Raw genomic sequence first — 24329 nt, forward strand, 5'->3', positions numbered from 1 at the left:
TAAAGCGCGTCGCTACGGGATGACTCCTTACCTTATTGAACTGGCATGAAAACTCAATTGATTCGAGGATCGGACGGGGGATCCCAGCGCCGTCTCTGTTAACTTCTAACCTCCTGCCTCAATCAGAAGTTGGCCTTGCCGCTCTCGATTGGATTCCACTTCTTTTGTTCCTCCCTCCGGGTAATCCATTGGCGATGTTTTGCTGGTGAATGGTCTTGCCCATCTCCCGTCCCGGTGTAAGCGGTTACCGTTTTTGAGGAATTGAGTATGATTTTAGTTTGGAGTAGGCTAATTTTAGCATATTTTAAGATTTCAGGGTCAAATGGGGACTGATACCTTGAAATGGGGTCAAAAGAGGGAGCGAAAACGGGGGCGATCGCCCGGGTCAAACCCCCATCTTTTCCGATGGTTGGTGCGCTCACGGGGCGATCGCGGCGCGAGGGGAGGGGGTCGATCGCTCTCAATGTCTTACCAGGAGGGGCGATCGAAAAATCTCCCCAATTCCCTGGGGGAGACATTCCCATGCTCGAAAAGATATGTTATGATGCTTACCTAGCGACCTGGAGAGGTGGCTGAGTGGTTGAAAGCGACAGATTGCTAATCTGTTTTACGGTAGGTAACTCCGTAACGAGGGTTCGAATCCCTCCCTCTCCGTTCCGATAAGAGAGCCAAAATCAATTTTCAAAAGGCAACAGCCAAAGTCTTTTTTGACCTTGGCTGTTTCGTCGTAGAACGGCTTTGTCAACCCCCTCATGTCCGTCGGTCGAACCGAATCAAAAGGTGTAGCCTCCACCGACCATCACGCCGAGTTCGAGTTCTTCGACATAGCCGAGATTGACGCCGACGGTCGCCGTAAAGTTGGAGGTTAACGCCGTATCTAAACCGACGGTTCCGAAACCGCCGAGAAAGTTATCGGAATTGGGAGAAAGGGCCAATCCTCCGCCTAAATACGGGGCGATCGTGGCGCGGGCGACCTCTTCCGTATCTTGTAAAGGAAAATCGACGGTGACGGGCAGTAAAAACATCAAGTCATCGCCAAACAAGATCGCCGGACGGGCGGAAACCTGTTCGAGGAGTCCGATTTTACTGATGACGGCAAAATTACCGTTCCCCAAAGGGCTGCCCCCGTCTTCGTTAAAGCCGATATTGACCCCAATTCCGAGATAACTCGGACCGGAACGAGTGCGGCGACCGGGTTCGATCTCTCTATTTTGGGCAATATTTTGAGCGACATCTTGGGCGACATGTTGGGCGACGGGGGAACTTTCCGGGGTCGGGAGGGGAGACCAGGGGCGCTCGACCTGGCGCGATCGCGTGCCGGACAAGGAAGCAGAAAGCGGCTCTACCCCTCGTTCGGAAAGGGTTTCCGGTTGCGATAACGCCGGGGACGAACCGAACCCACTCCAGAGGGCGATCGCCGCGATCGCATAAAAACAACGCTGGATCCACATGAATATTAGCCTCCTCCTACGCCATATTTTTGATAAGCCTCGATCGCCATTGTGGCACTTCACACTTCCCCGAGGGCTTCGACGACTTGCTGCGAAATAAACGGCAAAACTGCTTCACTGCAACTTTGGGCCTTACCTTCGGTGAAAACGACCAATAAATAAGGCTGTTTGCCGTCAATTTCGATATAAGCCGCATCGTGACGGACTTGACTGGTCAATCCCGCTTTCGACCACAAGCGCGCCTGTTGGGGCAATCCACCGCCGAGAAACCCGGTAACCTGATTTTCCGGATCGGCTTCCAACGCTTTTGCGTCGAGCGATCGCCGCATCAAGCCCATCATCCCTTGAGACCCTTCCGACGAAACCGCGACCCCGCCGACGATCGCGTGTAGCAGCCGCGCCGTGGCGTTGGTGGTCAGCATGTTGCGATTTTCCATTAATTCCCCTAAGAAAGCCCGCTCGCGCCCGTAAGCCCCATCACACCAGGTTTTTTGATTGACGTTGATGCTTTCAAACTCGGGCCAGCCGAAATTCTGTAAGTAACGGTTGACCAGGTTGCGCTGCTGTTTCCACGTTTCAAACGGTCCGGCGGGTAACTCCGGTCCGCTTGTCGTTCCGGTGAGCACGTCTACCACCAGGGACGTCGCATCGTTACTCGAATCGACGATCGTATCGCGCAAGGCCCGTTCGAGTTCCGCCGAAGGGGCGATCATCCCTTTTGCCAACCATTCGTAAGTGGCGACGAGATAAAACAGTTTGACCACACTCGCCGGATAAATGCGTTCGACGCCGCGATAGTGAAAGCCTCGGATTTCGTGTTTCCAAAACGCTTCCGGGCTGAGGGCTCCTCCGGTATTGACCGGAACCGGGTTATCGTAAACCAGCCAGGTCATGGCAATTTGGTTGCGCGCCAGATGGGAAAATTGGGTCCAAGTGGCTTCCAAGATGCGATCGCCCAAGCGTTGGAGTTGTTCGTCTTTGCGGAAAAAAGTCATCTTCTCTCGTTGAATAACTAAATATGTTGACCGAGATCGGGACAATGAGGAGCGGCCAGCAAATTGATTGGGTGCGTCGGTACTCGTCAGTTGTTGTCTCGTCGCGGGTCAATCGCAAACCTTGAAAGGAAAGGATCTATGGTTTCTTCTCGCCCACTCCACAAGAGTCCAGCCATGCAACCGAGGGAAAAGGTCGAGTACCAATGCCGTGCCAATCTGAATCTCTATGATTCCCCGAAATGCGACACCCTCGCAACTCAAGCGGCTGCGGGACGCCATTTACGGATCGTTCCACTCGATCCCCAGCGTCGGGAACGGGCAGGGATCGAGGCGATTCCGGTGCGCCTGTGCGAGGATGACTATCCCGGCTGGTTGAAGCCGGAAGACGGCCAATATTTGGAAAAAGTGGCGACGCCTTATCGGGCGATCGCGCGATCGCGCGAGGAGATCGAACGGCATCTCGCGGCGATCCTTGCTTTTACCGAAGGGGCCAAAGCAACCCCCAATTATTATCTTTGGGGAGGTACCCTCGCCCCGAATTACGATTGTTCCGGGTTGATGCAAGCGGCGTTTATGAATGGGGGTCAGATTTGGCTGCCCCGAGATGCCTACCAGCAGGAAGCGTTTACGGAGGCGATCGCCCTCAAAGACTTGCAGCCCGGGGATTTGGTGTTTTTCGGCGAGCGCGACAAAGCGACTCACGTGGGCCTGTACCTCGGCGACGGTCGCTATATCCACAGTTCGGGAAAGGAAGGCGGACGCAACGGGATCGGGATTGACGTGCTTTCGGCGAAGGGCGATCGGGTCAGTCGCTTTTATTTCGCCCAATTACGGGGCGCGGGTCGGGTGATGGCGAGTTATTTACCGAAAAAATCCGGCGATCGCCCGGCGCGGACTCAAAATCCCTCCCCCGGAACTCCATAAGCGCTCGATCGCAGGCGATCGTCCGAGGGGGTGGCCCGGTCTTCGCGAGGGGTCACCAAAAACAGTTGCAGGTTGTCCAAATCTCGATATTCGCGCACGTTAAATTGACGCTCTACTGCGGTTTTCAGGGGTTCGCGATTGTCTCGAATGATATTGGCGGCGATCCAGAGACGGGAGGAAATCGGCGGGAGGCGATCGAGCCACGTAGCGATCGCGGCGGCGTCGAGATCTTCAATTAATGCCTCCCGTTCGACGATCTCGGCAGAGCCTTGGTAGTAGTGGTCTAGGGGCAACCGGGGCCGGGTATGTTGGATCGCCCAAACGACTACATCCCCGGGTTGTTCTTGGGTTTCGATCGTTTCGACGAAGGTTCGGTAGTCGGTGCGATCGTCCACGGTGTAGTAGTGGTGCAAGCCGCCACCGACGGCGATTAGATAGGCAATGGCGATCGCCACCGCAGGGATCCGCCATTGTCGCCACAACCGCGTCCATCCCGCCGCGAGCAACACGAAGGCAAAGGGCGCGGCGAACAGTAAATAGCGCGTCACCCACAAGGAGAGCGAAATTTGGGAAAAAAGGAAAATTTCGCCGATGGGGATGGCAAACCACGCTAACGGCCAAAATAAGCGCGAATCCCGATGTTTTTGTAGCAGGGCTGCACCCGGCAAGGCGACCAAAACGAGGGTAAATAGTTTGTAAAAGTTGGCGGCGATCGCGTCGGACTGTACCGCAAACGGCCAGACGGTGTAAAACTTGAACAGGCGCACCAGATCGGCGACTCCGGGCGATTGGCGGTTGGCGACGTGATCCGATCGAGCGTATCTGGAATCGGGATCGATCTCTTGCAAGGTCGTCAACAAGGAAGGCACCCACAGGGCGCCGAGGACGGCAAAGGCGACGCCAAAGGGGATGTAGGTGCGCGGTCGTTTGCGGTAGATCCATAAAATGAGGGCGGCGTCGGCGACGGTCAGGGTGACGTTGAGGGGAACGGCGAGCATCGCCAACCAGCGCAACAAAATCCACGCGCCGATCGCCCGGGGTTGGGGTCGTTCTAAGGCATAGGTGAGGGCGAGACTGCCCGCAATGCACAGAAATGCACTCAAAACGTACATTCGCACTTCTTGGGCGTGATTGATGACGAGCGGCGACAGGGCGAATAATAAGGCGGCGATCGCCCCTTCCGCTTTGCCCGCGATCCGACAGCCGAGCCAATAGAGCAAAACGACTGCCCCCAAGCCGAATAATACCGACAGGCTTCGCAACCACGCATCGGAGGTTCCGAACTGAACCCAGACGCTCAAAAGTATGTAATAAAGCGGGCGCATCAGGTTTCTCGGGGGTAAGCCGCGACCGTCGCGCACGTCGCCGAGACTGATGAGTTCGTCAATCCAGAAGCTTTCGTCGTCAATGCGATAAAAAAATACAATCGCCGCGATCGCTACAATGATGCCGATGGGCAACCATGGAGCGATCGTCTGTTTTTGTCTGAATTTATCCAAAAATACGGGATGATTTGAGTTCATCGATCTCACGGAGGTGTTGCAAGGATCGCCCCATAGGGGTGCGGATTTTCACGGAGTCACTCGAAGCTGGCGAGGCGGGCGATCGCCCCAGGTTGAAGCGCGCTCGCTTTATCGAGATTTGCGCAAATGATAACCGATTTTTTGGCCGAGATAATAACTGCCAACCAGGGCAGGAGTGAGAATTAAGATTTCGCGCAAAACTCCGAAGAAATTATGCCAACTTAAAATAGCGTCGAGCATTCCTAAAGCCGGATCGAAATAGTCAAAGCGGGCAAAAATGGCGATCGGAAACGCAAAATAATCGAAGGAGAACGGCCAAAAGGCTTGCACTCCCGTGGGAGGGAAGGGATCGGCAACGAGCATGTCGAGCAGAATATGGGACAGATACAGTCCCCCGGTATAAACTCCCCAGAGTCGATGCGGTTTCAAGCCACGAGATTTGGCGATCGCCCAGACCGATCCGGCGATCGCCATCCCTACAAAAATACTGTGGGTTGCATCTCGATGAAATTCCGACGGATCGCCGTATAACATTAATCCCGGGAGAATATCGAGGTCCGGTAAATTGGCGATCGCCACGCAACTCGCCAACCACCAGCGACGTTGTTGGGGTGGGATTCGTTCTCGACCGAGTAAAAATCCGCACAGTCCGGCGAGGGTATGTCCGACAGGAGAAGGCATAGGCGATCGAAACAATAGAGTTCAAGGATTGTAATAGTTCCAATTAGTTTTACTGCGGCGGTAATGGTCTTGAGTCCACAAGGACGGGCGATCGGGATTGGGGTTGGGATCCGGGTTTTGATAGACCCGTAATCGATTGCCATCGAGGACGATAATTTCTTCGCGCCAATCGCCGGAAACGTCCGCCACGTAAAGGCGATCGGCTCGTTCGCGTATTCTCAAGACAAATTTGCCCGACATCGGCTCGAATAGGGCCACATCTCCCGATCGATGCCGTTCTTTGGCGGCGGCGAGTTCTCGCCGTTCCCCGGTCCAGTGGATCGGAAAAATGACTTCGACCCCGCGCAAGGTCCAGCCTCTCGGGGCCACATTTGCCATCTCGTATTCGCCAATGAGTTCGCCGTTCGCATCGAAGATAAACGGTTTTTGATCTTCGTTATAACGACTGCGCGCCCAAATTTCCAAGCCGGGGCGATCGGGATCGAACTCGCCAACGGCAGTATTTTGCGGTTCTTGGTATTTGTAGTGAGTTTGCCATAAGAGGCGATCGCCGTTGTAGAGAAAAACGCGATTGTCTCCGTCTTCTTCTAAGGCGACCACTTCCAATCCCGGTAAGTCGGGGCGAACGTCGGCGACGGATAATGCATCGATATGCCCTTTAACCGGGAGTTTGACTGAGATTTCCCCGTCTGGCGAAACCGCGATCGCCCCTAAAACTTCGTGTTTTCCGTCATTGTCGAGATCGGCGAGGCGGGCGCCGTTATGGGCGTTGGCGATAAAATCGTCCCGAGTCCAGAGCGGTTGGGGATTGTCGGCGCCGAGCAAGTCCTCGATCGCGTAAGCGGCCAAATAGCGACCCATACGATATCCTAAAGCGTTCGTCGCCTGTAGCAACAGATCGCGATCGCCCTCGCCGCGAAAGTTGGCGATGACCAGATGTTCCCAGTGGCGCGCTCCTTCTGGAGAGGTGAGGGTTATACGCTGTTGCGTTTCCCCCGTGTCCCCCCGGACGACGTGCAGAATGTTATTGCTGTTTAAAAATAAAACTTCGGCGTTCCCGTCGCGATCGAGATCCCCAACTTGAACGCCTGCTGCGTGTAACCCCGGTAACCCTTGACTTTCAGCTTTTCCGGTCAAGTGGATGTCGGTCTCTTTCACCCAGAGTTTTTCGCCGGAATTGTCATACACTGCCAGATAACCGGGTTTGGTCACGAGAAAATCCCGGCGATCGTCATTGTTGACATCTGCGACGATTAATCCCCCCGATCTCCCGCTTTCCTCCGGTAAATCTAAGGCGATCGTTTGCGGTTCGATCTCGGCGTAGGGGAGATCGACCCCTTGGGTATAGGTATTGCTATGGCGCGATCGCCACAGTCCCAGGGCACCGAGGAAGAGAAAACTGGCGATCGCCAGCGCAATCCATTGCGGTTGTTTTACCCAATTTTTAACCATGACACTGATTTACACTCGCTCCAAAAACAAATGATTTAAAATCGAAATTCTATTTTATGTTTCTATTTTAAAGAAGTTGAAGAATTGAGTTAATGAAACATCTTCTATCCCGTTTCAATTGGTCTTATCTCTACGCGATCCTCGGCGAAGGAACCCTCGCTCTGACCTTCGTTCTTTACGTCCTGCTCGCCCGCGTTCTCGGTCCGGAAACCTATGAGATTTTTGCGGCGGCAGTTGCTTTAGGGGCGATTTTGTCATTATTTATGCAATTTGGATTTCCTACATTAATCAATCGGGAAGTCGCCGCCAATCCTATCGAAGGCTCGAAATTAACTGTTGAATTTTTACTGATTCAACTGATATTTGCCGCGATCGTGGCGATCGCCCTCTGGCCCGTGGCTAAAACGTTGGGATTTGAAGGAAAAGGCGCGATTGTTTGCTATCTCGTGCTTTTATCTGAAGTCGATCGCGGCGTAAAAATGACTTTGCGATCGGTACTCCGAGGTAAAGGTTGGTTTAGAACGGAAACAATATCCGTGGCGATCGAACGCTCTGCGGTGGTCGTTGTCGCCCTCTTCGTTTTATTCCAAACTAAAAATTTAATCTGGGTTGTCACGTCAATAGTCATTGTTCGCAGCCTCGATATTATCGGTTTATTTTGGTTTTTAAGTTCTAAAACGAGGATTTATTCTCGTTTGAGCTTAAAACAATTTCAGCAGTCAATTCGGCGGGCTTCCCCGTTTGCGGTTTCCGGCATTTTATGGATTCTTTACTATCAAGTCGATGTCGTCATGCTCAAGGCGATCGGCGCCGTCGGACAAGCGGGATTTTACAGTGCCGCCTATCGGGTGATGGAGATTTTTTCAGCCTTGCCGAGAGCGGTTTTTTATGTCATTTTTACGCAATTAACTCGATGTCATGCTAATACCCCGCAAGAGTTACCCCAAGAAATTTATAAAACCACTCGTTTATTATTACTGGTTGTTTTTCCCGCAATTTTAATGGCTGGCTTCGCTCAAAAAATCCTCATCAATCTACTATATGGCGATCGCTATTCTGCTTCGGTTGACTCTCTGGCGATCCTGATTCCCAGTATTAGCATCAATATGTTTGCGACCCTTGCCGAACGATTGTTACAAGCCACGGGACGGGAAAAATCTTTACCGCCACTGTTGCTGACGACCGCAATTGTGAATCTGGGAATTAATGCGATTCTGATTCCATTTTTGGGCGGAAGGGGAGCGGCGATCGCTACGTTATTAAGTGAATTAATCTTGTGTATTTTAGGTTTGATTTTAATCGGTAGAATGGGCTACAAACAACTCGCAAAAAACATGATTTTACTGGTCGCGATCGCCTTGTTGATGGCTTCAATTCCTTCGTTTATGCTTTATCAAATCATTTCGGTTTCTGTCGGTGCGATCGTCCTGTTTTTGGGGGCGATCGCCTTAGTTGTGCGGATGCGACCTCGATATTTTGTCGGTCATTCTCCCTCTGGGGAAGTTTCCTCATAGTTTTCATTTCTCATTTTGATAACTTTTGCAGGAACGCCGACGGCGATCGCGTATGCTGGAAGCGATCGGGTCACCACCGATCCGGCGCCAACGATCGCGTCGTTACCAATCTTTACCCCATCCAAAATCGTCGATCGCGCCCCCAACCAAACATTGGCTTGGATGATAATTCCTCCTTTAGGATTTAACCCTTGTAAAGCAATTGGAATGTCAGTGCGATCGCAATGATAAGAAACGCCGCCGAGATAGGTGTAAGGGCCAATTAAACTATCCTCGCCAACGGCGATCGTATTATCCCCGACAGCATAAATACTTGAATTAGCACCAATCCCAACGCGATCGCCGAGCTGAATATTTCCTTGTTTACACACCAGTCGCGTATTTTGTCCGAGAATCACCGAATCGCCGATTTTAATCCCAGAATTCTCCCCTCCTCGCCCATCTAAAACACAGCCGTCGTCAATGACAACTCCTCGACCCAACTCAATTTTTTGAGGGTGTCGAACGGTGATATTTTTACCAAAAACAACCCCTCGACCTACCCTTTTCAATAAGGATTTGTAAAACTTTTGGCGCAATAACAAGCCAAAAGCTCCGGGCATCGCTCCAAAAATCGAGCAAATTAACTCGTATTTGAAGGTAAACCACAAACTTTGAGATCCGACAACAACCGCTTGATATCGGCGCAATCCAGAACTCGATTCATCGGTAATTTGATTCTGAATTTTTTTCGATTTCATGCCGATTTCCAATTTTTCAACTATCGACGGACGCCCGTCTTGAATTCACGTTTTTATTCAGGTTTTTCCCCTCGACCGTCGATAAACAGTTGCGCCCACAGTTCGGTTAAAATTGCCGTCCACAAACGCATCGATCGCTCCGAACTGTACAGTCCACTCTTGGGACGTCGGCGCAAGTTTTCAATTTCTGAGACGGAAAAAAAGCCGCGCGATCGCACCCGTTCCGGTGTCAGAAATTCCGTGCAAATTTCTTCTAAGACGTCACTAAAAACGCGATCGTATTTCATCGCTTGAGGAAACTTCGGTCGGTTTAATACCGCAGGGGGTAACAAGGGCTTGACGGCTTCGCGAAAAATATGTTTTTCCCGCCAGCGATAAATCTTGTAGCGTTCGGGAATTTCAAAGGCATTGTCGATCAGATCGCGATCGAGAAATGGCGATCGCACCGTCACGCCGTGGGCAATGTGCAGACGTTCCGCCTTGGGCAACCATTTGCCCACACCGTTGACCACGCCGGACTTGAGGACGGTGTTGAGTAACTCCGGTTGTAAGGGCGGGATCGACTCTACGGGAGGCGCCACCTGCACGCCTTCGATCGCGGGCGCCGGGGCATCGGCACCGCGATAGTACGCCCAGTGCAATGCTTTGCCCAAAAGGGTTTGGGGCGGGCGACTGGTTTGGGTGTAACTGTAAAACTCCGTCAGTGGCGTCTTCAATGGCGGCAACCATTCCATTAATTTGACGAGTTTGTGTTTGGGCATCCCGCCGTACAAGCCATCGGAGGCATACCCGGCGAGTACGACATCGACATACTCGGCGGCTTTCCCGGCGGTGACAAACTTTTGTACGGTTTCGCTGCGGGCGATCGGGTCTTCGAGATGCCAGACTATCTGGGGTAACAACGGGGGAATATCGTGCGGAGTTACGTAAATGGGGTGACGATCGCACCCGATCGCCTCTGCCACGATCGCCGCCGTCAGAATTTCCGGATCGGATTCCCCGTAACCGCAGGTAAACGCGTGCAAGTGCAGGTCGGGACGGACTTTGCGAATCGCTGCGGCGACTGACGCCGAATCGACCCCGCCACTTAAGGTGACGCCAACCTGGCGGTCGAGATCGGCGGTTTGTCGGCGCACCGCTTGTAAAAAGATATCTCGCACTTCTGCCGCGCGATCGCCCTCGGTTTCCCGCGCCTCTACCGTCAAATCCCAATAGCGATCGGATCGGATTTTGCCGCGTTCGTACTCCAAGCAATGCCCGGGGGGAACGGCAACTATATTTTCAATTAAGGTGCGATTCGTCGGCGGATATTTTGTATATTGCAGGGTTTGAACTGCCGCGCGATCGGCCACGACGGGGAGTTGGGGAATCGCCAGCAATGCTTTGTATTCCGACGCAAACGCAAATATACCATTTTGGTGCCAGTAGTATAGAGGACGCATTCCGACCGGATCGCGAACCAAGCGCAAGAGGCGGCGATCGTCGTCCCACAATGCCAAAGCAAAATCGCCGTTGACCCGATTAAAAATTTCGTCGCCAAATTCCAGAAATCCCTGTAATATCAAAATTTCTGGGCGATCGCCTATCGGTGCGATCCCGCGATCGGCCAGCATTTTTTGTAATTCAAGTGCATTATAAATATCGCCGTCGGCGACCATGGCCCAATGGCCGAGGGTCAGCCTCCCGGTGGCTTTGTGCGAAAGCCATTCCCCGAGGGTCACCTGGGAACTCACCTCAAAAGATTGCACCCTATGACCTCGGTGTTGCAGGCGCCTTCCCATTGCCGCCACGACCCCAGCATCGAGATCGCCGATCGTTCCAAAAATACCACCCATGAATGTTGCTCGCCTCCGGCTTTCTTAACTGTCCAAATATCCCTTTTCTCGATACCATCGAGCTGTTTTGCTCAACCCTTCTTCCAGACCAATTTTCGGATCGTAGCCTAACTCTTTCTTGGCTTTTTCGATACTAAAAGCGCGATTTTGACGGAACCAATCGACCCGACGGCGAAATAACGGCGGATCGATTCCGGGAAACGGTTTGTAAACCATTTCGGTGATTAAAGCTGCCGTCCAAACAGGCCAAAATGGAATGTATTGAATCTTCAAATCGATTTGCAAAACTTTGGCGATCGCCGTGACTAATTCGGTTAGGGTATAGTAATGCTCGTCGGCGATTAAATAAACTTCTCCATTGCCGCGATCGGAGTCCGCCGCTAGTTGAAAGGCATCGACTAAATTATCGATATAAACGGGGTGGTAGTGCGCCCGACCCCGGCCACACATGAAAAAGCGACCTTTATTGACTAATTTAAACAAAATTAAGAAGCGTTCCGGATCCCCCGGCCCGTAAATCGCGGTAGGTCGAAGGGTGACAATTTTCATCCCTCGATTCAAAAATTCGGGAATGACTTTTTCGCCTTCATATTTCGTATATTGATAGTAATCTTCTGGGGCGATCGGGGCATCTTCTGAGGCGGGTTCTTTTTTGACATCGCCGTGAACCCCACAGGTACTACAATACACGAATGTTTTTACCCCATTGTTGAGCGCGGCATCGAGTAAATATCGAGTTCCTTCAACGTTGACATTCCAATACACTTGTTTGGGTAAGTTGACCTGCCGAAAAGCGGCGGCTAAATGGTGAACTGTATGGCAGCCTACGGTGAGTTTTTCGACCAATTCGCGATCGCTCACACTGCCAATATAAATTTCAGCGCCCCGATTTTTTAACTCTTCGTAAAATAACCCTTCTTTATTGTCGAGAATGACTACTTCGTTGCCTCGGTCTAACAGGCGACGGCTTAAATGACTGCCTGTAAAACCTGTTCCACCTGTTACTAAAATTCTCATATGTTTTGACAACTAATTTTTGCTTTTTACTGTATCTTAGCTCGCGATCGCCTAAAATATAGATCGGTTCGAGATGTTTGAGATTAGTTATTTTGACCGGAGAAAGCGGCTTGTTTTCGACCGCGATCGCCCCTCTCCGGTTTAATGACTTGCGTTTTAACAATCAGCATATAACCCGATCGCCAAAATAACAAGTTATCCAATTGCGCGATCGCCCAAACGATCGGATAAATCAGAGAATAGATTTTAAATAACTTTTGATAGCGAGCTAAATCGTTGCCCGTCACGATCCGACCTTTTTGAGAAGACTGCTGTTCTTTTTTCAGCCAGTCGATCGCAAAAGTCAAGACGGTATCGACGAATTCCGAGAAAAACTTAGAATAGGTTTTCGCGGCAACCATCGAGAAGCGATCGCCCAACAGTTCTCGTAAACTTTCTACGGTGTAACCGTGGCGGACGTGACCGTGTTTTTCATCGGTTTGTCCGATCGCCAGTCGCAGTTTTCTCAAGCCACTATTTTTGACAAATGGAACGTTAATAATCAGTTCGCCACCGGGTTTGAGAATGCGCTGCAGTTCCTCTACGAACTCGCGATCGCTCTCGATATGTTCCAGGAAATCGACAATGACCGCGCGATCGAATTCATTATCTGCAAATGGCGTCTTTTTTCCATCAATTTGAAAGACATTATCGCCGACCAACTCGCGAATGGAACGCACGGCGTCTGCTTCTAAATCCGCACTTTTCCACTCGCCTCCCCGTTGTCTGAATAAATAACTGATAACGCCATTATCCGAACCGATATCCAAACAGTGCAACCCCGTACAGTTGCCGAGCAACTCGGTTAGTTCTCGATATTTTCTCTGTTTGAGAACGGATTTTTCAAACAGTCGAATGGGCCAATGTTTCTCTGTCATCTTGCTCCGAGCGATCGTCTAAATTGTTTAAATTGAGGTTATAAATGGCTTCAACTTGCTGTAATTGGGCTTGAATTTCTCCCTCGGTCCATCCCAGTTCTCGCCCCATCACCCGGGCGCAACGCTCTAAAGAAGCCTTTCCGGGATGTCCGAGACTGCCGAGTCCGGTTCGCCGCACGACGGTATCGCTCAATTGCACGGCCATTTCTGCGCGAATGGCATGGCGCACTTGGGCGTCTAACATGCGATCGCCATCGGGATTTGTCCCCGCCTCGTGCAGCAGTTGCGGCACCGCCGTGCCGTAGTGATAGATTAATTCGCGCATTGTATCTTCCGCCACGGTTTCGGGGCGTCGGAGGCCCTGCACAAACGCCTCGAAGCGATCGATCTGACCGCCTTCTAAGGGCGTGAAAGCCGATGTTGAGGGTACGGGCGGCTCTCCCCACCCTCGGAAAACGCGATCGATCGTCTTGACGGCGACATGGCGAGCGGTTGTATATTTAACGCCGACGGCGCAGTAGAGTCCATCATATCCCATGTTACTGACGTACGGATGTTGGGCGATCGCGGGTTCCCCACTGTGAGGATCGATGCCCGTACTCGGCAACAAGCCGCAATGTACGAAAGAAACATCGCCCAAAGTAAGCTGTGCTGGGGGATACGCCCGATTGATGTCGTCGAGTAACTGTTGAATTTCGCCGGGGGTAGCTCGCAAGGTATCCGGCGGGCGATCGCACGGAAAATAGGCCGTCCCCACGATCGACTTACCCCGCCAGGGGGCCACGAATAACAAGCGACTGCCCTTATCGAGGGGTGCCCGTGGATCTCGGGACGGGGGCCGACTCGATAAACCGACGGCATAATCGCTGAAAAGCGGGCGGGTAATGAGGTTAATGGCTTTCGCCAAGGGCATGACGGGAGCCGAACCGCCGAGCCACTGTCGGAGGCGATCGACCCACGGCCCGCACGTGGCAACGGTGGTGCGGGCGCCAATCTCGAACTTGTTGCCGGACAGTCGATCTCGGGCGCGCACTCCTTTGACTTGCCGACCTTCGCACAATAATCCCGTCGCTTCGACGTAATTCGCGACGATCGCCCCGGCCCCGACCGCAGATTGTATAAATGCGAGGGGCAGGCGTTCGGAGTTATATACTTGGGCGTCGTAGAAAATGGCGGCTCCGGTGAGTCCGTCCGGATTCACTCCGGGGGCGAGTTCCAAGCATTGCGATCGCGAGATCGTGCGACCGTTAGGGAGATATTTTTGCGGGTCGAGTCCGATGTTGCGATCGCAACTCACCCCATCGTTAATTGCTAAGGCTAAACTCAGAATCGGTTTCCCCTTCATTCCCCATCCGTAGGTCGGGACTAATACCGGAAGGGGATGCACTAAATGGGGGGCAATTCGCATCAGGATTTTACGTTCGGCGATCGATTCGCGCATCCGCTTAAAATCCCCGTGTTGTAAATAGCGCAAACCGCCATGAATGATTTTTAAACTATTCGCTGAAGTTGCACTACAAAAATCTCCTCGTTCGATTAAAGCTACGGATAAACCGCGCGATGCTGCTTCCCACACCATGCAAGCACCGTAGATTCCTCCGCCAATGACGAGAATGTCAAAATCTGTTTTGGTGAGGTTGACCGGATTTCTGTTCATGATGGTTGATTCGACTTCTTTTGTTAGTTGAAGTCCTCGTTGATGTGATTCAATTTTTCAAGCTTCGATCGCCCTTGGCGGAGGAGCTAAAATTTCGTATTTGAGGCGATCGTACAACCCATTTAACTGCTTGCGAAAAGCACTGTAAGTATGCTTTTGCTGGATTAACATTTTTCCGGCAATTCCAAGTTTTAAACGTAGCACGGGATCGTCGATCGTACAAATCAATCCTCGGGCAAAATCTTCGGGATTGGCTGGTGCGAGCATGGCGACGTGGCGATCGAGCACTTGGGTATGAGTGGGTAAATCTGTGGCCACAACTGCTTTTCCACTATCGAGATAAGAATAAATCTTCATCGGCGTATTTTTTCCCTTGATACGCGGGGAAACTAAAATATCAGCTTGGGAGAGATAGTTGGCGAGTTCGTTGCTTGGTCGAGAACCGAGAAAATGAACTTTTCCTGTTAACCCCAGGCGATCGACTTTCTCTTGATATTTAGCAATGTCCGACGGTTCGCCGCCGACGATCGCCAAGTCGATCGCTTCCCGTTCTTTGATGACGAGAGAAAGACTTTCTAAGAGGAGATCGATCCCTTGATAATTTTCTAAATTACCGACGTACATCAACATCAAATTGCCGATTTTGAGGTCGAGCTTTAAGTTTTCCTGACTGGGAGTTGTCTCGGGCTTGAGTAAAGAAATATCGGGCAGTAAAACGACTTTTTTCGGTCGATATCGAGCAATATCGTCGGCGAGCGCTTGGCAGACGGGGACGACGACTTGAGCGTTTTTGACTGCAATTTTCTCAAAAACGTCTAAAATTGGTTTAATGAATTTAAGCCATGAATATTTTTCAACCATCTGTTGCACTAGAGAGGAGTCCATATCGTAAATGTATGGAATCCCGGAGAAAACTTTTAGCACTAAAGCAATAAAGACGGTTTCTTCAACGGCATGGACGAGGTTATACTGTTTCTTGCAGGTTAATTGAATAACTTTTAGAAGCACGAGGGCGTCATAAACTAATTTTTTCCAAGAAAAACCAGGACGGACATGGTTGACAAAGGGAATGGCTCGGGTTCGATAGAGTTTGACATTTTTGTAATGGACGTTTTGACCTTCTGGATAGGTTACGACATCGACGAGATCGCCCCGTTCGGCGAGGACTTTTAGCACCATATTATCGGCGATCGGCGAGCCGCGATCTTGGAAAAATGGATGGGGGATTAAAAATAAAATATGCAACCCCTGAAAAGGCTCTGAATCGGGTTGTGTACGACCAAATCCTGGATTGCCAACTTCTCGACGTTTAGAAGATGGGGGAAACTTTTCGATCTTGTTATGAGGATGGCGAGCTAATAATTTCATTGTTTTAAAGGAAAATAGTTGATGAAACAGAAGGTTTTTAAGATCTCGAAAATTTATGTTGAGATCGCGTCAGTTTCAACAGCACGGGAGACCCGAATCGATCGGTCAATCCTACTTGTCGGCAAAGTTGTTCTAAAGTGGCGCAAACCCGGGGAGAGTTAGCACTTCGGTGGATAACCATCGGTAAGCAAAATTGCGGATAACGATCGCCGAACTCGAAGCCGCAAGCTTGGAAAATTTCTAAAAGATCGGTTTCTTGAAAACAGGCGAACGGTCGCGTATTGCCTTCAATTTTTCGCTTTAATTGGAATAGGTAAGGGGCGATCGCGTTGATACTCTTGAGACTGGGATAGTCGATAATGACCGCTCGATCTGCCACGCGGCTCAGTTCGGTTAAGAATTTTTGCCATTGCTTGACATGAGCCAGCAATCGATAACTAATAACGATGTCGAACGCCCGATCGCCATAGGGTAAATCGAGGATATTTCCTACTTGAAAATCGCATTCGCCGCGATCGCATAATTGTGCAATCTGGCGTTTACACCCTGCGTCACTTCCGAACACCGTGACGCGATATCCACGACGGGTTAAGGGTTCGGCGAGTTGTCCGTGTCCTCCACCCACATCTAAAATGCGAGCGTTAGGATAAGGTGCGAGCAGGTCTAAGGTGGCGCGTTCCTGAACCTGTAGCAACCAATCGCCGATTTTTCCGCTAAATCGCCGCGCGTAGTCCTCCGAGGATGTTTCAATATCTGCCGTTTCGGGAAAGTCCACCAAGGCGCTCACCTCTGAGGTTTGACGACAAACCACGGTCAGACTCAAACGGAGTTAAGACAACGAGCGATCGGTCCGGGGATGGGGGAAGATTATACTATGCAATTTTATATTATGTTTTTATGGGATGGCGATCGCTTTTGCGAACAGTACGGATTCGTCAAACAAAATGAGATATTTTAATTCTCGCTTTTGGAGATTCAGGCTGATTCCAAGTCTTTCGGCGATCGACGGTTCGCTTATGTCCGTTTTTCTTCCGTGGATCTACTTAAATTCTTGCAGTTCTACCAGATCGATTGCAAGAGCGCTACGGTAATTTTATCAAATCTTTATCAATTTTCAGCTCTCGCTTTATGTAAGCTTTATCTAAGGTGAAAACCTGTGCGATCTTCCGAGCTAGATCGATCGCCGGATCGAGTGGCGGTCGTTGAAAAAGGGTGCTTAGGAAGAGATGAAAAGAGTCAAGCGAAGTCCTTTTTTACCGCCCTTTTTAAGGGGATCCGATCGCCGAGATCGGGCTTAAAGATTGAGAAATGTTACGAAAACGGGGCTGAAATGGGGAAAAATCGTTAGGGAAATGAAGAGGGTAGGGAAGTATGTTCAGGGCAATCGCCCAATGGGTTCGATATCGATGTTGTGGAGAAAAATCAAACAAGTTCGCGGCGGCGATCCTCCTTTGGAGTCGCTACGCGAACCCCCACTCTCGCCGGAAGAAATAGCTAATGTGCCGAGACCTCAACGGGATAAATTATCCATCACAATTATACATCAAGTCGCCCGTGGTGCCGAGGGAGAGGGGGAACGCGGGCGATCGGCAAAACCTAGGCGATCGCCAAAGCCTTATGCGAAAATTGACTGCGATCGAGTATTACCCGGGGAATCAGCGCCCCACCTCAAGCGCGGGCGTTCGCGTGCGCGACTCCAAGGGAGGATCGCCGATCGCCTCCGATCCCAAACTTAACCCCCATATTTCCCTAACATTCTCAGTGATGGACGCTTCCCTCTTTGCCTCGGTACCAGGTGACTCGACCCAGCCCAACGATCGCGCGATCGAGATTTCCGTCGTCGTTCCCATTTATAACGAAGTCGAAAGTCTGCCTCACCTGATCGAGGCGATCGCTTCCGTAATGCAAGCCAACCCCCACTCTTACGAAATCATCTGCGTCGATGACGGATCTCAAGACGGATCGGCCCAATGGCTCAAACAGACGGCCCGAGAGCGTCAAGACCTCAAAGTCATTATTCTGCGCCGCAATTACGGTCAAACCCCCGCAATGGCCGCCGGGTTTAACTACGCGCGCGGTCGCGTTATCGTGACGATGGACGGCGATTTACAAAACGATCCGGCAGATATCCCCTTGCTCGTCAACAAACTCGCCGAAGATTACGATTTAGTCAGTGGATGGCGCAAACATCGACAAGACGACCGACTCACCCGCCTACTTCCGTCTAAAATTGCCAACTGGATTATCGGACGGGTCACGGGAGTGCGCCTGCACGATTACGGCTGTTCTCTGAAAGCCTATCGCTGCGAACTGGTCGCGGATATGAAACTCTACGGCGAACTGCACCGCTTTTTACCCGCTTTGGCGTTTATTGAAGGGGCTCGGATCGCCGAGCTTCCGGTCAGACACCACCCCCGCAAATTTGGCTACAGTAAGTACGGTTTGGGGCGCACCTTGCGGGTGGTGATGGATTTGCTGACGATCTCCTTTATGAAGAAATTTCTGACCCGTCCCATGCACGTGTTTGGGGTGTTCGGGGTTATCTCGATCGCCTTGGGCACGGCGATCGGTCTTCACCTGACCTTTATTAAACTTGTTTTTAATCAGAGTATCGGCGATCGCCCCTTACTGTTGCTCGCTCTCTTATTACTGCTGGCGGGGGTGCAACTGTTTTGTTTTGGCTTACTTGCCGAATTGTTGATGCGAACCTATCACGAGTCTCAAAACCGCCCCATCTACCGGGTTCGCGAAGTGATCGGCGGTTGTGCTTCCGAATCCGAGTAAGGCAGCACTCCGACGGAGTCGCCCACGCGATCGCCCCCGTCGGGAGCTTAATATTGCGTTACAAAACTGCGTGCGGCACACTAGAAACAGAGAGACGGACTGAATCGCGCCGTCTCGCCAGTCTTCTCAATCCAGGAGCCCACCGCTTTGAACGCTTTCCAGCAACTCGAACCGAACCGACGCAACAGCTTAACGATCTTATTTGGTTCCGGTTTGCTGTTTTGGGCGAGTATCGCTTCTTTGCTGCCGACCTTGCCGCTTTACGTCGAAGATCTCGGCGGGACCGAAGCGCAAATCGGCTTGGTGATGGGTGCCTTTGCCCTGGGCTTATTACCTTCCCGTCCTTGGTTGGGGCCGTTAGCGGACCGTCGCGGTCGCAAACTGGTCTTGTGGATCGGGGCCGCAGTGGTGGCGATCGCCCCGTTGGGGTATTTGGCGATCGAATCGATTCCCCTGTTGATGGTCTTGCGCGCCTTCCACGGCATCAGCATCGCCGCCTTTAGCACCGGATATAGTGCTCTGGTGACCGATTTATCGCCGCCCCAGCGTCGCGGCGAACTGGTCGGCTACATGAGTTTGGTCAATCCCCTCGGGGTGGCGATCGGTCCGGCGATCGGGGGGTTTTTACAAGCGTCCCTCGGCTATACGCCCTTATTTTTGATGTCTTTTGCCCTCGGATTCCTCAGTTGGCTGACTTTATTCGCCGTCGAGGAACCGCCGCGAGAGGTCGCCGAAAACAGGGGCGATCGCCTCAATTCGGAACGGTCGGAATCGTTTTGGCGGCTGTTAGCGAGTCCGCAAGTGCGCATTCCCAGCTTCGTGATGCTCACCGTCGGGTTAGTGTTCGGCACGATCGCCACGTTTATCCCGCTTTATATTAAATCGGCCAAGATCGACTTAAATCCCGGCTTTTTCTACACGGCGGCGGCGATCGCCAGTTTTAGCCTGCGCCTGTTTATCGGACGCGCCTCGGACCGCTACGGACGGGGATTGTTCATTACGGGGGGGTTAATTTGTTATTTAGTCGCCATGCTGGGCTTGTGGCAGGCTCATTCGCCCATAGATATTTTAGGGGCCGCCTTTGTCGAAGGCTGCGGCGCCGGAACCTTAATTCCGATGATGGTCGTCCTGATGGCCGATCGCTGCCAACCCCACCAACGCGGTCGTTTCTTCGCCCTATGTATTGGCGGTTTTGATTTGGGAATCGCCCTCGCCGGACCGATTCTCGGGGCGATCGCCCAAGATGTCGGCTATCGCAATATGTTTGGAATTGCTGCCTCGATGGCCGCGATCGCCTTGGTGACTTTTGTCACCCAATCGAGTCAAACGGTAAAACAGTCGGTTCGATTTGCCTTGGGGCGATCGGTCGATGTCTACGCGGTCAAAAACGGGTTGTAGAACCGCTTGTAGAACCGCACGAGTCGGCGGGTTGTTTGCGGCGATCCTCCAAAAAACCAAAAAGGCCGAAGGCGTAAACCTTCGACCTTTTGTTTTAAACTTACAATGCTGACGGGCTAGGAGGGATTCGAACCCCCGACACCGTGGTCCGTAGCCACGTGCTCTAGTCCACTGAGCTACAAGCCCTCGCGCAGAAACTATATTAACATACACTCCCCGGAAAATGGCAAGCGATTTGGAAAATTTTTCGCAAAATTCTCAAAACCCAGACTCACTGAGCCATCTAGACGCTACCGGACAGGTGCAGATGGTGGATGTTTCCCAAAAACCGGCGAGCCGACGGGAGGCGATCGCCGCCGGACGGGTACGGGTCAATCCAGAGACCTTTAGGGCGATCGAAGCGGGGAACGCCCCGAAAGGGGACGTGCTGACCACGGCGAAACTGGCGGGAATCATGGCGGCGAAACAGACCGCCCATCTGATCCCCCTGTGTCATCCGCTTCCCCTGCACAAAATCGAGGTGGAACTGAATCCGGATTCCCAACTGCCCGGATATCAAATTCGGGCGCGGGTGGTCACCCAAGCGGAAACGGGGGTCGAAATGGAGGCACTGACCGCCGTATCGGTAGCGGCTTTAACCTTGTACGATATGGCCAAAGCCCTAGACAAGGCGATCGCGATCGAATCGATTCGCCTGATTCGCAAAACCGGAGGCAAAAGCGGCGACTATGACGCCGAATCAACTCAACTGGATTAGCGGGCTTTGGGACTCATATATTGTTTGAGAACATCTTGTCCTCGGCGCACTAACTTTTGGGAACCTTCCATCATCAGTAAATAGCCGCCTTGGCGTAAATGATGGTGGTAGACGCCAACCGTGCTGCCTTCGGTTAAAAAGCTCAACAAAGCGCCGAGGACGGCACCGAAAAACCCGCCGACGATCGCGCAGGCGGGAATCACCGAGAGTAAGTGGAGGGTGAGGGGATAGTCAAAGCCCCAATGCCAAACCGCCACCGCCAGCAGGGCGATCGCCGCCCCCGAGGTGCCGATACGGATGGCAAATTGACGGGCTTTCGCGGTCGCCATCGGCCACGGTTCGAGCAAGCCGATCCGTTGCGGCGAACTGTAGCCTTCACCGACGATCGCCAAATGTTCGGGAGAAATCCCGCAACTTTGCAGAACTCGGTAGGCTCGAAAGGCCGCCGTTTCGTCCGGGAGGGGGACGATCGCCAAATAACTATGGCGTTTGCGAGGATTGGAGGACAGGAGGCGCGAACGAATCACAAAACTTTCCGGGTGTGCGGATAAACAATCTCTGTTTGCATTCTATCGTTACTTTCCTTTTAATTGCCGAGGGGCTTGGAGTCGCTCTAAGTCCCCCGCTATAATCTGCGAATCGACCCTCGAAGGATGTCACAATGGGGAAAGTCCAATACCGAGCTATTTCGGTTTCCTCTGTTTTCCTTCGTTCGAGAGTAGAAATCTATGCCACCGCGTTGGCCCCGCAAACCCGACCGCAACGATCCGGCGTACCGCAAACTAGACGATCGCATGAATTTTGCCGTTCACGTCGCCATTTTTGCCGCGTCCAATTCCGGAATCTGGTTTTTGAGAACCCTCCAGCACGCCGATTGGACCTGGACCGTTTGGTTGACCCTCGTTTGGTTGTCCGTCGCGATCGCCCATGGGGTTTATATTTTTGCGATCGCCGATTACTCTTATAAAACTCATGGCTAATCACACTGAAGACATCGAAACCCTCGCGGCTGAAATTGCCGATAAGGTCTACATCGACGTTGCCAAATGGCACCTGCGACTCGATGACGCTCACCTCCACCTGCCCCTCGCCGAACGGCTGTATCCCTTACTCGAAGACAATGCCCTCGACGAAAATCGCGTCGTCGAGATCCTCGGGAGCATTCCGGTGAAAGTCGGCGGCGGTCGTCGGGAACTGCCCCTGGTCGAACTGCTGCCGATGCAATGTCAAGTTCAATTAATGGACATCCTCGAAGAATTCCAACGCCGATTGTAAGGGTGGCAGACCTTCCGGCGATCGCCCCCGGATCGTCACGCCAGCGAGACCCGGCGCGATCGCCTCAGAGCACCCCCGGCTGCAATGAGATCGTTTTGTTACCTGGGAGGACGGCCCGTTGACCCCAACCGAGAAGCGCATTTATCTCATCCGCCACGGCATCGCCGCCGACCGTGCCGATTACGAGCGCGACGCCGACCGTCCCCTCACCGAAGAGGGGTTTCGCAAAACCCGCCAGATCGCCCGCCGTCTGGAGCAACTCGGCCTTCATTTCGATCGCCTGCTGACCAGTCCCCTCACCCGCGCCCGACAAACGGCTGAAATCCTGCAAGAGCAGGGATTGAGCGACACCCTCGAAGAATATCCCCACCTCAAACCCGCCGGGAATTTCCAGCAGTGGTTGCACTGGTACCGAGACTGGCAGCCCTCGGCGGAAACTCACTTGGCCCTAGTCGGACACGAACCCGATTTAGGACATTGGGCCGAACAGTTGGTGTTTGGCGACATCGGCGATCGCCTGGCGATCAAAAAAGCCGGGATCGTCGGTTTGATCTTGCCGAGAACGGGATCCCCCGTCGGCAAGAGCGTGTTATTTTGGCTGACCCCGCCCAAACTGTTGCTGTAAGTTCCGGGCGATCGCCTCCCCACCGTTCCAGTCGCCGATTCCTCGACCAAGCTCCTCTCGAACTTTAATCTCGATCGCGCGATTGATTGTAAAAAGACCAACACAACGAAAGTTTCTGGTAAGTTAACTTGATGTTATTTAGCGTAAGCACAGGGTAAAACTTATGACCGTTGCGGGCGATTTGAAAACAACAGGGTTTGAATTTAAGCCGGGTTTAGAAGGGGTTCCTGCTACCCTCTCCAGCATTAGTTATGTAGACGGCAAAAACGGCATCTTGGAATATCGCGGGATTCCCATCGGCGAACTCGCCACCCAAGCCAGCTTTCTAGAAACCTCCTATTTATTGATTTGGGGAGAACTGCCGACCCGCGAAGAACTCGATGCCTTCGAGCATGAAATCCGCTATCACCGCCGGATCAAATACCGAATTCGGGACATGATGAAATGTTTTCCCGAAAGCGGTCACCCAATGGACGCCTTGCAAGCCTCCGCAGCCGCCTTGGGTCTGTTTTATTCCCGTCGGGCTTTAGACGATCCCGCTTACATCCGCGCCGCCGTCGTGCGTTTGTTGGCGAAAATTCCGACGATGGTCGCCGCCTTCCAAATGATGCGTAAAGGGAACGACCCGATTACCCCGTGCGACGATTTGGATTACTCGGCGAACTTCCTGTACATGCTCACCGAGCGCGAACCGGATCCCTTAGCCGCCAAGGTTTTCGATGCTTGTTTGACCTTGCACGCCGAGCATACGATCAACGCCTCGACGTTTTCGGCACGGGTGACGGCGTCCACCCTCACCGACCCTTATGCAGTGGTGGCTTCAGCCGTAGGCACCCTCGCCGGACCGTTGCATGGCGGGGCGAATGAAGAAGTGTTAGAAATGCTCGAAAATATCGGATCCGTGGACAACGTGCGTGCTTATGTGGAGCATTGCATTCAAACGAAATCGAAAATTATGGGGTTCGGACACCGGGTTTATAAAGTGAAAGATCCGCGCGCCGATATTTTGCAAAACTTGGCCGAACAGTTGTTCGAGAGTACCGGACGCGACGATTATTACGATATCGCGATCGAGTTGGAGCGCGTGGTCGAGGAAAAACTCGGTCACAAGGGGATTTACGCCAACGTCGATTTTTATTCCGGTTTGGTTTACCGCAAGTTGGGCATTCCCAACGACTTGTTCACGCCCATTTTCGCGATCGCCCGCGTCGCCGGATGGCTCGCTCACTGGAAAGAACAACTCGCCGAAAACCGGATTTATCGACCGACTCAGATTTATACCGGATCCCACAGCGCCCCCTTCGTCGCGATCGCCGAACGCTAGCGGTCGAGTCGGTGGCAGATGCCCACACCTGTAGGTCGAGATCGAGCGCGATCGCCTCTCCGGTCGAAAGAGGGGCGATCGCGCCGTAGTTT

The 24329-nt window shown here is 52.3% G+C and carries 23 protein-coding genes and 2 tRNA genes; 11 read left to right on the top strand and 14 right to left on the bottom strand.

Going from position 1 to position 24329, the window contains the following annotated elements; translation table 11 throughout:
• The first annotated feature begins 342 nt into the window (after positions 1 to 342).
• Positions 343 to 576: a hypothetical protein gene (locus tag HCG48_RS16475; protein ID WP_168570132.1), complete on the top strand. Its 234-nt coding sequence runs from the start codon at positions 343 to 345 to the stop codon at positions 574 to 576.
• A tRNA-Ser gene (locus HCG48_RS16480) sits at positions 563 to 654 on the top strand. The genes HCG48_RS16475 and HCG48_RS16480 overlap by 14 nt, the downstream gene beginning before the upstream one ends.
• A 119-nt stretch (positions 655 to 773) precedes the next feature.
• On the opposite strand, the gene HCG48_RS16485 is transcribed toward HCG48_RS16480, so the two are convergent.
• Positions 774 to 1451 (bottom strand): hypothetical protein, encoded by a 678-nt coding sequence (locus HCG48_RS16485; RefSeq protein WP_168570133.1) that lies wholly within the window; start codon positions 1449 to 1451, stop codon positions 774 to 776.
• A 59-nt stretch (positions 1452 to 1510) separates the two neighbouring features.
• Positions 1511 to 2446 carry a serine hydrolase gene (locus HCG48_RS16490; RefSeq protein WP_168570134.1) on the bottom strand — a complete coding sequence of 312 codons (936 nt, stop codon included), beginning with the start codon at positions 2444 to 2446 and terminating at the stop codon, positions 1511 to 1513.
• A 138-nt stretch (positions 2447 to 2584) separates the two neighbouring features.
• Between HCG48_RS16490 and HCG48_RS16495 the strand changes: the two genes are divergently transcribed.
• Positions 2585 to 3370, top strand: coding sequence for a C40 family peptidase (locus HCG48_RS16495; RefSeq protein WP_200665515.1), 786 nt, complete (start codon positions 2585 to 2587; stop codon positions 3368 to 3370).
• Here HCG48_RS16495 and HCG48_RS16500 read toward each other — a convergent pair.
• The 3 genes from HCG48_RS16500 to HCG48_RS16510 all read right to left on the bottom strand — a co-directional run bounded on the left by HCG48_RS16500 (position 3343) and on the right by HCG48_RS16510 (position 7026).
• The gene (locus tag HCG48_RS16500; RefSeq protein ID WP_168570135.1) at positions 3343 to 4893 is read right to left on the bottom strand and encodes a glycosyltransferase family 39 protein; all 1551 of its coding nucleotides are present in this window, start codon (positions 4891 to 4893) and stop codon (positions 3343 to 3345) included. The two genes, HCG48_RS16495 and HCG48_RS16500, sit on opposite strands and share 28 nt — an antisense overlap.
• 108 nt (positions 4894 to 5001) lie before the next feature.
• On the bottom strand, positions 5002 to 5574 hold the full coding sequence (locus HCG48_RS16505; RefSeq protein ID WP_168570136.1) for a metal-dependent hydrolase: 573 nt from the start codon (positions 5572 to 5574) through the stop codon (positions 5002 to 5004).
• Between the two features lie 21 nt (positions 5575 to 5595).
• Entirely contained in the window at positions 5596 to 7026 is a 1431-nt protein-coding gene (locus tag HCG48_RS16510; RefSeq protein ID WP_168570137.1) for a rhamnogalacturonan lyase family protein, read from the bottom strand.
• A 92-nt stretch (positions 7027 to 7118) separates the two neighbouring features.
• On the opposite strand from HCG48_RS16510, the gene HCG48_RS16515 reads away from it, so the two are divergent.
• Positions 7119 to 8540, top strand: coding sequence for a flippase (locus tag HCG48_RS16515; RefSeq protein WP_168570138.1), 1422 nt, complete (start codon positions 7119 to 7121; stop codon positions 8538 to 8540).
• Here the strand turns inward: HCG48_RS16515 and HCG48_RS16520 are convergent.
• From HCG48_RS16520 to HCG48_RS16555, 7 genes are all read right to left on the bottom strand, one after another.
• Positions 8510 to 9280 carry an acyltransferase gene (locus HCG48_RS16520; RefSeq protein WP_168570139.1) on the bottom strand — a complete coding sequence of 257 codons (771 nt, stop codon included), beginning with the start codon at positions 9278 to 9280 and terminating at the stop codon, positions 8510 to 8512. The two genes, HCG48_RS16515 and HCG48_RS16520, sit on opposite strands and share 31 nt — an antisense overlap.
• Positions 9281 to 9333: 53 nt before the next feature.
• Positions 9334 to 11115: an asparagine synthetase B family protein gene (locus HCG48_RS16525; protein WP_168570140.1), complete on the bottom strand. Its 1782-nt coding sequence runs from the start codon at positions 11113 to 11115 to the stop codon at positions 9334 to 9336.
• Positions 11116 to 11139: 24 nt separating this feature from the next.
• Complete coding sequence (locus HCG48_RS16530; RefSeq protein WP_168570141.1) at positions 11140 to 12132, bottom strand: NAD-dependent epimerase/dehydratase family protein; 993 nt, start codon at positions 12130 to 12132, stop codon at positions 11140 to 11142.
• A gap of 83 nt (positions 12133 to 12215) precedes the next feature.
• Positions 12216 to 13049 (bottom strand): class I SAM-dependent methyltransferase, encoded by an 834-nt coding sequence (locus HCG48_RS16535; RefSeq protein WP_168570142.1) that lies wholly within the window; start codon positions 13047 to 13049, stop codon positions 12216 to 12218.
• Entirely contained in the window at positions 13015 to 14706 is a 1692-nt protein-coding gene (locus HCG48_RS16540; RefSeq protein WP_168570143.1) for a glycerol-3-phosphate dehydrogenase/oxidase, read from the bottom strand. The genes HCG48_RS16535 and HCG48_RS16540 overlap by 35 nt, the downstream gene beginning before the upstream one ends.
• A gap of 57 nt (positions 14707 to 14763) precedes the next feature.
• Positions 14764 to 16074, bottom strand: a complete 1311-nt coding sequence (locus HCG48_RS25530) for a glycosyltransferase family 4 protein (protein WP_210437056.1) — start codon at positions 16072 to 16074, stop codon at positions 14764 to 14766.
• 37 nt (positions 16075 to 16111) lie between these two features.
• The gene (locus tag HCG48_RS16555) at positions 16112 to 16885 is read right to left on the bottom strand and encodes a class I SAM-dependent methyltransferase (RefSeq protein WP_246259596.1); all 774 of its coding nucleotides are present in this window, start codon (positions 16883 to 16885) and stop codon (positions 16112 to 16114) included.
• Positions 16886 to 17838: 953 nt separating this feature from the next.
• Between HCG48_RS16555 and HCG48_RS16560 the strand changes: the two genes are divergently transcribed.
• Entirely contained in the window at positions 17839 to 18858 is a 1020-nt protein-coding gene (locus HCG48_RS16560; protein WP_168571929.1) for a glycosyltransferase family 2 protein, read from the top strand.
• Positions 18859 to 19005: 147 nt separating this feature from the next.
• A complete protein-coding gene (locus tag HCG48_RS16565) occupies positions 19006 to 20256 on the top strand; it encodes an MFS transporter (protein WP_168570144.1) in 1251 nt (416 codons plus the stop codon).
• 112 nt (positions 20257 to 20368) lie between these two features.
• On the opposite strand, the gene HCG48_RS16570 is transcribed toward HCG48_RS16565, so the two are convergent.
• A tRNA-Arg gene (locus HCG48_RS16570) sits at positions 20369 to 20442 on the bottom strand.
• A 37-nt stretch (positions 20443 to 20479) separates the two neighbouring features.
• On the opposite strand from HCG48_RS16570, the gene moaC reads away from it, so the two are divergent.
• Entirely contained in the window at positions 20480 to 21013 is a 534-nt protein-coding gene (gene moaC, locus HCG48_RS16575; RefSeq protein ID WP_168570145.1) for a cyclic pyranopterin monophosphate synthase MoaC, read from the top strand.
• Here moaC and HCG48_RS16580 read toward each other — a convergent pair.
• Complete coding sequence (locus tag HCG48_RS16580; protein ID WP_168570146.1) at positions 21010 to 21540, bottom strand: hypothetical protein; 531 nt, start codon at positions 21538 to 21540, stop codon at positions 21010 to 21012. The two genes, moaC and HCG48_RS16580, sit on opposite strands and share 4 nt — an antisense overlap.
• A 201-nt stretch (positions 21541 to 21741) precedes the next feature.
• Here HCG48_RS16580 and HCG48_RS16585 point away from each other — a divergent pair, with 201 nt between their 5' ends.
• From HCG48_RS16585 to HCG48_RS16600, 4 genes are all read left to right on the top strand, one after another.
• A complete protein-coding gene (locus HCG48_RS16585; protein WP_168570147.1) occupies positions 21742 to 21993 on the top strand; it encodes a 2TM domain-containing protein in 252 nt (83 codons plus the stop codon).
• On the top strand, positions 21986 to 22288 hold the full coding sequence (locus tag HCG48_RS16590) for a DUF3181 family protein (protein WP_168570148.1): 303 nt from the start codon (positions 21986 to 21988) through the stop codon (positions 22286 to 22288). Before HCG48_RS16585 ends, HCG48_RS16590 begins: the two co-directional genes overlap by 8 nt.
• A gap of 118 nt (positions 22289 to 22406) precedes the next feature.
• Positions 22407 to 22913 (top strand): phosphohistidine phosphatase SixA, encoded by a 507-nt coding sequence (gene sixA, locus HCG48_RS16595; RefSeq protein WP_168570149.1) that lies wholly within the window; start codon positions 22407 to 22409, stop codon positions 22911 to 22913.
• Positions 22914 to 23076: 163 nt separating this feature from the next.
• The gene (locus tag HCG48_RS16600) at positions 23077 to 24237 is read left to right on the top strand and encodes a citrate synthase (protein ID WP_168570150.1); all 1161 of its coding nucleotides are present in this window, start codon (positions 23077 to 23079) and stop codon (positions 24235 to 24237) included.
• The last annotated feature ends 92 nt before the right edge of the window (positions 24238 to 24329 follow it).

Source organism: Oxynema aestuarii AP17 (assembly GCF_012295525.1).
GTDB classification, from domain to species: Bacteria; Cyanobacteriota; Cyanobacteriia; order Cyanobacteriales; family Laspinemataceae; genus Oxynema; species Oxynema aestuarii.

Coding starts and splice junctions, on each gene's coding strand:
- HCG48_RS16475 (WP_168570132.1), top strand. CDS start 343: ATGGGGTCAAAAGAGGGAGCGAAAACGGGGGCGATCGCCCGGGTCAAA.
- HCG48_RS16540 (WP_168570143.1), bottom strand. CDS start 14,706: ATGAACAGAAATCCGGTCAACCTCACCAAAACAGATTTTGACATTCTC.
- HCG48_RS16515 (WP_168570138.1), top strand. CDS start 7,119: ATGAAACATCTTCTATCCCGTTTCAATTGGTCTTATCTCTACGCGATC.
- HCG48_RS16500 (WP_168570135.1), bottom strand. CDS start 4,893: ATGAACTCAAATCATCCCGTATTTTTGGATAAATTCAGACAAAAACAG.
- HCG48_RS16600 (WP_168570150.1), top strand. CDS start 23,077: ATGACCGTTGCGGGCGATTTGAAAACAACAGGGTTTGAATTTAAGCCG.
- HCG48_RS16490 (WP_168570134.1), bottom strand. CDS start 2,446: ATGACTTTTTTCCGCAAAGACGAACAACTCCAACGCTTGGGCGATCGC.
- HCG48_RS16505 (WP_168570136.1), bottom strand. CDS start 5,574: ATGCCTTCTCCTGTCGGACATACCCTCGCCGGACTGTGCGGATTTTTA.
- HCG48_RS25530 (WP_210437056.1), bottom strand. CDS start 16,074: ATGAAATTATTAGCTCGCCATCCTCATAACAAGATCGAAAAGTTTCCC.
- HCG48_RS16525 (WP_168570140.1), bottom strand. CDS start 11,115: ATGGGTGGTATTTTTGGAACGATCGGCGATCTCGATGCTGGGGTCGTG.
- HCG48_RS16560 (WP_168571929.1), top strand. CDS start 17,839: ATGGACGCTTCCCTCTTTGCCTCGGTACCAGGTGACTCGACCCAGCCC.
- HCG48_RS16530 (WP_168570141.1), bottom strand. CDS start 12,132: ATGAGAATTTTAGTAACAGGTGGAACAGGTTTTACAGGCAGTCATTTA.
- HCG48_RS16510 (WP_168570137.1), bottom strand. CDS start 7,026: ATGGTTAAAAATTGGGTAAAACAACCGCAATGGATTGCGCTGGCGATC.
- HCG48_RS16585 (WP_168570147.1), top strand. CDS start 21,742: ATGCCACCGCGTTGGCCCCGCAAACCCGACCGCAACGATCCGGCGTAC.
- moaC (WP_168570145.1), top strand. CDS start 20,480: ATGGCAAGCGATTTGGAAAATTTTTCGCAAAATTCTCAAAACCCAGAC.
- HCG48_RS16495 (WP_200665515.1), top strand. CDS start 2,585: ATGGTTTCTTCTCGCCCACTCCACAAGAGTCCAGCCATGCAACCGAGG.
- HCG48_RS16535 (WP_168570142.1), bottom strand. CDS start 13,049: ATGACAGAGAAACATTGGCCCATTCGACTGTTTGAAAAATCCGTTCTC.
- HCG48_RS16590 (WP_168570148.1), top strand. CDS start 21,986: ATGGCTAATCACACTGAAGACATCGAAACCCTCGCGGCTGAAATTGCC.
- HCG48_RS16520 (WP_168570139.1), bottom strand. CDS start 9,280: ATGAAATCGAAAAAAATTCAGAATCAAATTACCGATGAATCGAGTTCT.
- HCG48_RS16485 (WP_168570133.1), bottom strand. CDS start 1,451: ATGTGGATCCAGCGTTGTTTTTATGCGATCGCGGCGATCGCCCTCTGG.